Origin of the sequence: Maricaulis maris (assembly GCF_049116555.1) — a bacterium.
In the GTDB taxonomy this organism is placed as follows: Bacteria; Pseudomonadota; Alphaproteobacteria; order Caulobacterales; family Maricaulaceae; genus Maricaulis; species Maricaulis maris_C.
On the sequence record NZ_JAGDYT010000013.1, the window covers coordinates 1 to 10,194 of the forward strand.

5 protein-coding genes are annotated in these 10,194 nt (G+C 60.1%); all 5 read left to right on the forward strand.

What is annotated here, in order from left to right; translation table 11 throughout:
• Window positions 1-2,537 (forward strand): DNA-directed RNA polymerase subunit beta (gene rpoB, locus JXQ94_RS13400; protein ID WP_421924298.1); only part of this gene is annotated, 2,537 nt, incomplete at its 5' end.
• A gap of 66 nt (window positions 2,538-2,603) precedes the next feature.
• Entirely contained in the window at window positions 2,604-6,821 is a 4,218-nt protein-coding gene (rpoC, locus tag JXQ94_RS13405; RefSeq protein ID WP_421924299.1) for a DNA-directed RNA polymerase subunit beta', read from the forward strand.
• Between the two features lie 329 nt (window positions 6,822-7,150).
• Window positions 7,151-7,522, forward strand: a complete 372-nt coding sequence (gene rpsL, locus JXQ94_RS13410; RefSeq protein WP_011643738.1) for a 30S ribosomal protein S12 — start codon at window positions 7,151-7,153, stop codon at window positions 7,520-7,522.
• 11 nt (window positions 7,523-7,533) lie between these two features.
• The gene (gene rpsG / locus JXQ94_RS13415; protein WP_295695866.1) at window positions 7,534-8,004 is read left to right on the forward strand and encodes a 30S ribosomal protein S7; all 471 of its coding nucleotides are present in this window, start codon (window positions 7,534-7,536) and stop codon (window positions 8,002-8,004) included.
• Between the two features lie 39 nt (window positions 8,005-8,043).
• Window positions 8,044-10,119 carry an elongation factor G gene (fusA, locus tag JXQ94_RS13420; protein WP_421924300.1) on the forward strand — a complete coding sequence of 692 codons (2,076 nt, stop codon included), beginning with the start codon at window positions 8,044-8,046 and terminating at the stop codon, window positions 10,117-10,119.
• Window positions 10,120-10,194 lie beyond the last annotated feature (75 nt).

Sequence of the window (10,194 nt, forward strand, 5' to 3'; positions counted from 1 at the left end):
AATTCTTCGGCTCCTCGCAGCTGTCGCAATTCATGGACCAGACCAATCCGCTGTCGGAAGTTACCCACAAGCGTCGCCTGTCGGCGCTTGGGCCGGGTGGCCTGACCCGGGAGCGTGCCGGTTTTGAAGTCCGTGACGTGCACCCGACCCATTACGGCCGGATCTGCCCGATTGAGACACCGGAAGGCCCGAATATCGGCCTGATCAACTCGCTGTCGACTTTCGCGCGCGTCAACAAGTACGGCTTCATCGAGAGCCCGTATCGCAAGGTCGAGAATGGCAAGTTGACCGAGCAGGTCGACTATCTCTCGGCGATGCAGGAATCCCGTTACTCGATCGCCCAGGCCAACGCCCATGTGAACGAGAAGGGCGAGCTGGACAATGAGTTCGTCAATTGCCGCGTTGCCGGTGATGTGACGCTCGTCCCGCGCGAGGATGTGGAATATATCGACGTCTCGCCGAAACAGGTTGTTTCGGTCGCGGCCGCGCTCATTCCCTTCCTGGAAAACGATGACGCCAACCGCGCCCTGATGGGCTCGAACATGCAACGCCAGGCCGTGCCGCTCGTGAAGGCGGAAGCGCCGCTCGTCGGTACCGGTATGGAAAGCATTGTGGCGCGCGACTCTGGTGCTGCCATCGCGGCGCGCCGGGCCGGTGTGATCGAACAGGTCGATGCGACCCGTATCGTGATCCGGGCGACGGAAGATCTCGATGCTGCCAAGTCGGGCGTCGACATCTATCGTCTGTCGAAATTCCAGCGTTCCAACCAGTCGACCTGTATCAACCAGCGCCCGATCGTTCGCGTCGGCGACATGGTCAATTCCGGTGACATCATTGCTGATGGTCCGTCGACCGATCTCGGCGAGCTCGCGCTCGGCCGGAATGTGGTCGTCGCCTTCATGCCGTGGAATGGCTACAACTTCGAGGACTCGATCCTGATCTCCGAGCGCATCGTGCGCGACGACGTCTTCACCTCGATCCACCTCGAAGAGTTCGAGATCGCTGCCCGTGACACCAAGCTGGGTCCGGAAGAGATCACCCGTGACATTCCGAATGTCGGCGAGGAAGCCCTGCGCAATCTCGACGAAGCCGGTATCGTTGCGGTTGGCGCGGAAGTGGCCGCTGGCGACATTCTCGTCGGCAAGGTGACGCCGAAGGGCGAAAGCCCGATGACGCCGGAAGAAAAGCTTCTGCGTGCCATCTTCGGTGAGAAAGCCTCCGACGTTCGCGATACCTCGCTCCGCATGCCGTCCGGTGCCACTGGTACGGTCGTGGAAGTCCGTGTCTTCAACCGTCACGGTGTCGACAAGGACGAGCGTGCCATCTCGATCGAGCGTGAAGAGATCGAACGTCTCGGCAAGGACCGGGATGACGAGCTCGCCATTCTCGAGCGCAATATCTACCAGCGTCTCGGCGATCTTCTGCTGGGCAAGTCTGCGGTCTCCGGTCCGCGCGGCTTCGCCAAGGGCAAGGTCACCCAGGAAGCCCTCGACGACACCCCGCGCAGCGGCTGGTGGCGCATTGGCCTCGACGACGAGAAGGCCATGGCCGAGGTCGAAGCCCTGCAAAAGCAGTATGACGACTCCAAGGCTCGCCTTGACCGTCGCTTCGAGGACAAGGTCGACAAGCTCCAGCGTGGCGATGAAATGCCGCCGGGCGTGATGAAGATGGTCAAGGTCTTTGTGGCCGTGAAGCGCAAGCTTCAGCCGGGCGACAAGATGGCCGGCCGTCATGGCAACAAGGGTGTTATCTCCAAGATCAACCCGACCGAAGACATGCCTTTCCTCGCCAATGGCGAGGCGGTGGACATCGTCCTCAACCCGCTCGGCGTGCCGTCGCGGATGAATGTCGGTCAGATCCTGGAAACGCACCTGGGTTGGGCCTGCCGGGGTCTCGGCAAGCAGATCGGTGAGGCATTTGAAGCGTATCAGCGTGATGGCAGCACGGCTTTGCTGAAGTCCGAGCTGGATCGCGTCTATGAAGGTGGCGAACTGCCGGAAACCGATGCCGGACTGGCCGAGCTGGGTCTCAACCTGTCGAACGGCGTGCCGATCGCGACTCCGGTCTTTGACGGCGCTCGCGAGCCGGATGTGGCGCATTGGCTGGAGAAGGCCGGTTTCGACCCGTCAGGCCAGTCGACTCTCTATGACGGCCAGACCGGTGAGCCCTTCCGCCGCAAGGTGACGGTCGGTGTGAAGCACCTGCTGAAACTGCACCACCTGGTGGATGACAAGATCCACGCCCGTTCCATTGGCCCGTACAGCCTTGTGACCCAGCAGCCGCTCGGTGGTAAGGCCCAGTTTGGTGGCCAGCGCTTCGGCGAGATGGAAGTGTGGGCGCTGGAAGCTTACGGGGCAGCTTACACGCTGCAGGAAATGCTGACGGTGAAGTCGGATGACGTGGCAGGTCGGACCAAGGTCTATGAGGCCATCGTTCGCGGCGACGACACCTTCGAAGCCGGCGTTCCGGAAAGCTTCAACGTGCTTGTCAAGGAAATGCGTTCTCTCGGCCTCAACGTCGAACTGAAGAACGGCTAAGGCTGAACCATATTTTGCGGGGCAGGGCTCTCCCTGTCCCGCTTGCCCCTTTTGGGAGACGGCGACATGAATCACGACGTCATGAACATCTTCAATCCGGCAGCCGAAGGCCCGTCCTTCGACCGGATCCGTATTGCCCTGGCCAGCCCGGAGAAAATCCATTCCTGGTCCTTCGGCGAAGTGAAAAAGCCCGAGACGATCAATTACCGGACCTTCAAGCCCGAGCGCGATGGCCTGTTCTGTGCGCGCATCTTCGGCCCGGTGAAGGACTATGAGTGCCTGTGCGGCAAGTACAAGCGCATCAAGTACAAGGGCATCGTCTGCGAGAAATGCGGCGTCGAGGTCACCCTGGCCCGCGTCCGTCGCGAGCGCATGGGTCACATCGAGCTGGCCGCCCCGGTCGCGCACATCTGGTTCCTGAAGTCGCTGCCGTCCCGGATCTCGATGATCCTCGACATGGCGCTGAAGGATGTCGAACGCGTCCTCTACTTCGAGAATTACGTCGTCATCGAGCCGGGTCTGACCCCGCTCCAGCCATTCCAGCTGCTCTCCGAAGAAGAGTATATGGAAGCGCAGGACGAGTATGGCGAAGACGCCTTCACCGCCGGTATCGGCGCTGAAGCGGTCCGGGAAATCCTCATCAACATGGACCTGGAGGCCGAGTGCGCCAAGGTCCGTGAAGACATGAAGGAAACCGGGTCCGAGCTGAAGCTCAAGAAGTACGCCAAGCGTCTCAAGCTGATGGAAAACTTCCTCACCTCGGGCAATCGCCCGGAGTGGATGATCATGACGGTCATTCCGGTCATTCCGCCGGAACTGCGCCCGCTCGTGCCGCTTGATGGCGGCCGGTTCGCGACCTCCGATCTCAATGATCTCTATCGCCGCGTCATCAACCGCAATAACCGCCTGAAGCGCCTCATCGAGCTGCGCGCGCCGGACATCATCATCCGCAATGAAAAGCGGATGCTGCAGGAGTCCGTCGACGCCCTGTTCGACAATGGCCGTCGTGGCCGCGTCATCACCGGTGCCAACAAGCGCCCGCTGAAGTCGCTTTCCGACATGCTCAAGGGCAAGCAGGGTCGCTTCCGCCAGAACCTGCTCGGCAAGCGCGTCGACTATTCCGGCCGTTCGGTCATCGTGGTTGGTCCGGACCTCAAACTGCACGAGTGCGGTCTGCCCAAGAAAATGGCGCTCGAACTGTTCAAACCCTTTATCTATGCGCGTCTCGACGCCAAGGGTCTGTCCGGGACGGTCAAGCAGTCCAAGAAGCTGGTCGAGAAAGAGCGTCCGGAAGTCTGGGACGTGCTCGACGAGGTTATCCGCGAACACCCGGTCATGTTGAACCGCGCACCGACCTTGCACCGTCTGGGCATCCAGGCCTTTGAGCCGAAGCTGATCGAAGGCAAGGCCATCCAGCTGCATCCGCTGGTCTGCGCGGCTTTCAACGCCGACTTTGACGGTGACCAGATGGCTGTTCACGTGCCGCTTTCGCTGGAAGCCCAGCTCGAAGCCCGCACGCTGATGATGTCGACCAACAACATCCTCTCGCCGGCCAATGGCAAGCCGATCATCGTGCCGTCGCAGGATATCGTGCTTGGCCTGTATTACCTGTCCATTGAAAAGGACAAGGAGCCGGGCGAGGGCATGGCCTTTGGCAGTCGGGCAGAGCTGGAAGCAGCCCTGGAATCCGGCGTCATAACGCTCCACACGAAGATCAAGGCACGCTGGGAAGGCATCGATGTCGACGGCAATCCGATCACCAAAGTGATCGAGACCACGCCGGGCCGAAAGATGATTGTCGACCTTCTGCCCAAGCACGCGAAGATGCAGCCGGAACTGATCGGCGAGCTTCTGACCAAGAAGGCGATCGGCAGCCTGATCGATCAGGTCTATCGCCACTGTGGTCAGAAGGCGACGGTCATTTTCTGTGACCAGATCATGGGCCTCGGCTTCAAGGAAGCGGCCAAGGCCGGCATTTCCTTCGGCAAGGACGACATGCTGATCCCGGACGCCAAGGCCGACCTGGTCGGGGCAACCCGCGACATGGTCTCGGATTACGAGCAGCAATATGTCGACGGTCTGATCACCAAGGGTGAGAAGTACAACAAGGTCGTCGATGCCTGGGCCAAGTGTACGGACAATGTGGCCGACGCCATGATGGACGAGATTTCCAAGACGACGGTCGGCGAAGATGGCCGTACGTCGGAAGTGAACTCGGTCTACATGATGGCCCACTCCGGCGCCCGTGGTTCCAAGAACCAGATGAAGCAGCTCGCAGGCATGCGTGGCCTGATGGCCAAGCCGTCCGGCGAGATCATCGAGACGCCGATCATCTCGAACTTCAAGGAAGGTCTGACCGTTCTTGAATACTTCAACTCCACCCACGGCGCCCGTAAGGGTCTGGCCGACACCGCCCTGAAGACGGCGAACTCGGGTTACCTGACCCGTCGTCTGGTTGATGTCGCCCAGGATTGCATCATTACCGAGGAAGATTGCGGGACCTCCGAGTGTTTCGAGATTTCCGCGGTTGTTGATGGCGGTGATGTTGTCGTCTCGCTGGAGCAGCGCATCCTTGGCCGTACCCTGGCCCAGGAAGTGAAGGATCCGGCGTCCGGCGAAGTCATCTGCCCGGCCGACACCTATATCGATGAAGATCTCGCACTTGCGATCGAGATGGCCGGCGTCCAGTCCGTCTGGGCTCGTTCGCCGCTCACCTGTGAGACCCGCGTCGGTGTCTGTGCGACCTGTTACGGTCGTGACCTCGCCCGCGGTACGCGCGTCAATATCGGTGAAGCGGTCGGGGTCATCGCGGCCCAGTCGATCGGTGAGCCGGGGACCCAGCTGACCATGCGGACCTTCCACATTGGTGGTACGGCCCAGGTCTCCGAACAGTCCTTCATCGAAGCCGGTTCGGAGGGGCATGTGACCTTCAAGAACCCGTCGACGGTGACCAATTCCGACGGCGATCTGATCGCCCTGTCGCGCAACATGCAGCTGCTCATCGTGGACAGCGAAGGCAAGGAACGCGAGAGCTACAAGCTGGGTTACGGCACCAAGCTGAAGGTCAAGGAAGGCGACAAGACGTCACGCGGTCAGCGTCTGGGCGAGTGGGACCCCTATACGGCCCCGATCGTCTCGGAAGTCGGTGGCAAGGTGAAATTCGTCGATATCGCCGAAGGCGTGTCGGTGAAGGAAGAGACCGACGAAGCCACCGGTATCGCCTCCAAGGTGGTCATCGACTGGCGTGGCTCGGCCAAGGCCAATGCCCTCCAGCCGACCATCGTCGTGCAGGACGAGAATGGTGAGCCGATCAAGCTCGCCAATGGCTCGACCGCCAGCTACATGCTGGCCGTGGGTGCCATTCTCTCGGTTGCCGATGGCGACACGGTTCGTCCGGGTGATATCGTTGCGCGTATTCCGACGGAAGGCGCCAAGACCCGGGACATCACCGGTGGTCTGCCGCGCGTCGCGGAATTGTTCGAAGCCCGTCGTCCGAAGGATCACGCCGTCATTGCGGAGATTACGGGCCGGGTCGAGTTCGGTCGGGACTACAAGAACAAGCGCCGTATCGCGATTGTTCCGGAAGGTGATGAGGCCGAGAAGGTCGAATACCTGGTGCCGAAGGGCAAGCACCTGACCTGTCAGGAAGGCGATGTGATCCAGAAGGGCGAATATCTGCTCGATGGTCACCCGGCGCCGCACGACATCCTGGCGATCCTGGGTGTCCCGGCTCTGGCCAACTACCTGATCGACGAGATCCAGGAGGTTTACCGACTGCAGGGCGTGCCGATCAACGACAAGCATATCGAGACGATTGTTCGTCAGATGCTGCAGAAGATCGAGGTCAAGGATCCGGGTGAAAGCGGGTTCCTGGCGGCCGAGCAGGTCGACAAGATCGAGTTCATCGAGACCAATGAGCGTCTCGAGGCCGAAGGCAAGCGCATGGCGACAGGCGACCCGGTTCTGCTGGGGATCACCAAGGCGTCGCTGCAGACGCGCTCCTTCATCTCGGCAGCCTCCTTCCAGGAGACCACCCGCGTCCTCACCGAGGCAGCGGTCCAGGGCAAGGAAGACACGCTCGAGGGTCTCAAGGAGAATGTCATCGTCGGCCGACTCATCCCGGCCGGCACCGGCTCGATCATGCGTCAGTACCAGGCCATCGCCGATGATATGGACGCTGACATGCTGGCCGAACGTCAGGCTGCTGTTGAAGCGGAAGGGCTGCCGGAAGAGATCGCCGAGGCTGCTGCCGAGGAAATGGCGTCCGAAGCCGGCTCCAACTAGCCTTATTTAGCTAGCGATCCTGCTGTAAAGATTTGGAAAAGGCCGTCGGGTAACCGGCGGCCTTTTTCGTTGTATAGAGGATGAGCAGGACAGGCTCACAAAACCTCTGAACAAGCGCTTGACGAATGCGAGTCGCGTGCGTAGTTTCCGCGCTCGTTTGAAGGACGGGCCGTAACCCAAGTGGTTAGACGTCGTCCACGGTAACGGAAAAACCCCAGGCGCCGCCGTGCGAACCTTGTGTTCGGACGTCGGGGTCATTCCTTGCGTCCATCAGCATTTCAACATGCTGGGGGACGTGGTTGTTGAGATTAGAAACGGATTAGAGCGGGATGCCAACAATCAACCAGCTCATTCGCAAGCCGCGAAAAGACAAGCCGAAGCGCAACAAGGTGCCGGCCCTGCAGGCTTGCCCGCAGCGCCGTGGTGTCTGCACGCGCGTCTATACCACGACCCCGAAAAAGCCGAACTCGGCCTTGCGGAAAGTCGCCAAAGTGCGTCTGACCAACGGGCATGAAGTTGTGAGCTATATCCCGGGTGAGGGTCACAATCTGCAGGAACACTCTGTTGTCCTTATCCGCGGTGGTCGCGTGAAGGATCTTCCGGGTGTCCGCTATCATATTCTTCGCGGCGTTCTGGATACCCAGGGCGTCAAGGATCGCAAGCAACGCCGTTCTAAGTACGGCGCCAAGCGTCCTAAGTAAGGGAGACGTCCATGTCGCGTCGTCACCGCGCAGAGAAACGCGAAATCTTTCCGGACCCCAAGTTCGGAGATCGCGATCTCACCAAGTTCATGAACTACATCATGCTCGACGGCAAAAAGTCGGTCGCCGAGCGTATTGTCTATGGCGCTCTCGACATTGTCGAAGAGAAGCTGAAGCGCGAGCCGATCCGCGTCTTCCACGATGCCCTGGACAATGTGGCCCCTGAGGTCGAGGTCCGCTCCCGCCGCGTTGGTGGTGCGACCTATCAGGTGCCGGTCGAAGTCCGCGCCGAACGCAAGAAAGCCCTGGCCATTCGCTGGTTGACGGGTGCTGCGCGCGGTCGCAACGAAAACACCATGCGCGAGCGTCTCGCCGCTGAAATGATGGATGCATCCGCCAATCGCGGTACCGCCGTCAAGAAGCGCGAAGACACGCACCGGATGGCGGAAGCCAACCGCGCTTTCTCGCACTACCGCTGGTAACCCCTTACAGGCACTGACCCGTACCAAGGACCCTGACAAATGGCCCGCGACTACAAAATCGAGGACTACCGCAATTTCGGCATCATGGCTCACATCGATGCTGGCAAGACGACGACGACCGAGCGGATCCTCTATTACACCGGCAAGTCCCACAAGATTGGTGAAGTGCACGATGGTGCCGCCACCATGGACTGGATGGAGCAGGAGCAGGAGCGTGGCATCACGATCACGTCTGCTGCAACGACCTGTTTCTGGAACGGCAAGCGCCTGAACATCATTGACACCCCCGGCCACGTTGACTTCACGATTGAAGTCGAGCGTTCGCTGCGTGTGCTTGATGGCGCCGTTTGCTGCCTGGACGCCAATGCCGGTGTCGAGCCGCAGACCGAGACCGTTTGGCGGCAGGCCGACCGGTACAAGGTTCCCCGTATGGTGTTCGTCAACAAGATGGACAAGCTGGGCGCTGATTTCTTCAACTGTGTCAAAATGATCGAAGACCGCCTCGGCTCCAAGCCGCTGTGCGTTCAGCTGCCGATCGGTTCTGAAACCGAGTTCGAAGGCGTGATTGACCTGATCAAGATGAAGGAACTCGTCTGGAAGGGTGAGGGTCTGGGTGCTGAGTGGGAAGAGCGCGATATCCGCGCTGATCTCGCTGACCAGGCTGCCGAGTATCGCGAAATGCTGGTCGAGACGGCTGTCGAGCAGGATGAAGTGGCCATGGAAGCGTATCTGGAGGGCGAAGAGCCGACTCCGGAGCTTCTGAAGTCGCTGATCCGCAAGGGCTGTATCGCGTTGACCTTCAACCCGATCCTGTGCGGTACCGCGTTCAAGAACAAGGGTGTTCAGCCCCTGCTTGACGCTGTTGTCGATTTCCTGCCGAACCCGACCGAAGTTCCGGCCATCAAGGGTATCGATTTCAAGACCGAAGAAGATGTGGTCCGTGAGGCCTCTGACGACGAGCCGACCTCTCTGCTCGCCTTCAAGATCATGAACGACCCCTTTGTCGGCTCTCTGACCTTCGCCCGGATGTATTCCGGTCACCTCGAGACGGGCGTGTCCCTGCTCAATACGGTGAAGGATCGCAAAGAGCGTATCGGCCGCATGCTGCTGATGCACTCCAATTCCCGCGAAGACATCAAGGAATGCTTTGCCGGCGATATCGTCGCGATTGCAGGCCTCAAGGACACCACAACGGGCGATACGCTCTGTGATCCGATGAACCCGGTGATCCTTGAGCGCATGGAATTCCCGGATCCGGTTATCGAGCTGGCCATCGAGCCGAAGTCGAAGGCCGACCAGGAGAAGCTCGGTGTGGCGCTGCAGCGTCTGGCAGCCGAAGACCCGTCCTTCCGCATGAAGACGGACGAGGAATCCGGTCAGACCATCATCGCCGGCATGGGCGAGCTTCATCTCGACATTCTCGTCGATCGCATGAAGCGCGAATTCAAGGTTGAAGCGAATGTCGGTGCGCCGCAGGTGGCTTACCGTGAATCGCTGAGCCAGAAGGGCCTCGTCGACTACACGCACAAGAAACAGTCTGGCGGTTCCGGACAGTTTGCTCGCGTGAAGATCGAATTCGGTCCGGGCGAGGCGGGTTCGGGCTTTGTGTTCGAATCCAAGATCGTCGGCGGCAATGTGCCGAAAGAATATATCCCGGGTGTCGAGAAGGGCCTGAAATCCGTGATGGATGGTGGTCTGATCGCCGGTTTCCCGGTTATCGACGTCCATGCCACCCTTGTGGACGGTGCTTACCACGACGTTGACTCCAGCGTTCTGGCCTTCGAGATCGCGGCTCGCGCCGCCTTCCGCGAAGCCAAGTCCCATTGCGCGCCGAAGCTTCTCGAGCCGATCATGAAGGTCGAAGTCGTGACGCCGGACGAGTACACCGGTGGTGTCATCGGCGATTTGAACTCCCGTCGGGGTCAGATTGCCGGTCAGGAAATGCGCGGCAATGCGACCGTCGTGAATGCGATGGTTCCGCTGGCGAACATGTTCGGTTACGTGAACAACCTGCGGTCTGCGACCCAGGGCCGGGCACAGTTCACCATGCTGTTTGATCACTACGAGGCGGTCCCCAAGGCCGTCGAACAAGAAGTTATCGCCAAGTCCGCATAAGCGGACCTCTGGTTGCTGTAAAACAACGAACACGGATTTCGGAGCGAGATCATGGCGAAGGAAAAGTTTGAGCGC

Bases quoted from the DNA above. Each gene is read 5' to 3' on its own strand.
- fusA (WP_421924300.1), top strand. From the start codon at position 8,044: ATGGCCCGCGACTACAAAATCGAGGACTACCGCAATTTCGGCATCATG.
- rpsG (WP_295695866.1), top strand. From the start codon at position 7,534: ATGTCGCGTCGTCACCGCGCAGAGAAACGCGAAATCTTTCCGGACCCC.
- rpoC (WP_421924299.1), top strand. From the start codon at position 2,604: ATGAATCACGACGTCATGAACATCTTCAATCCGGCAGCCGAAGGCCCG.
- rpsL (WP_011643738.1), top strand. From the start codon at position 7,151: ATGCCAACAATCAACCAGCTCATTCGCAAGCCGCGAAAAGACAAGCCG.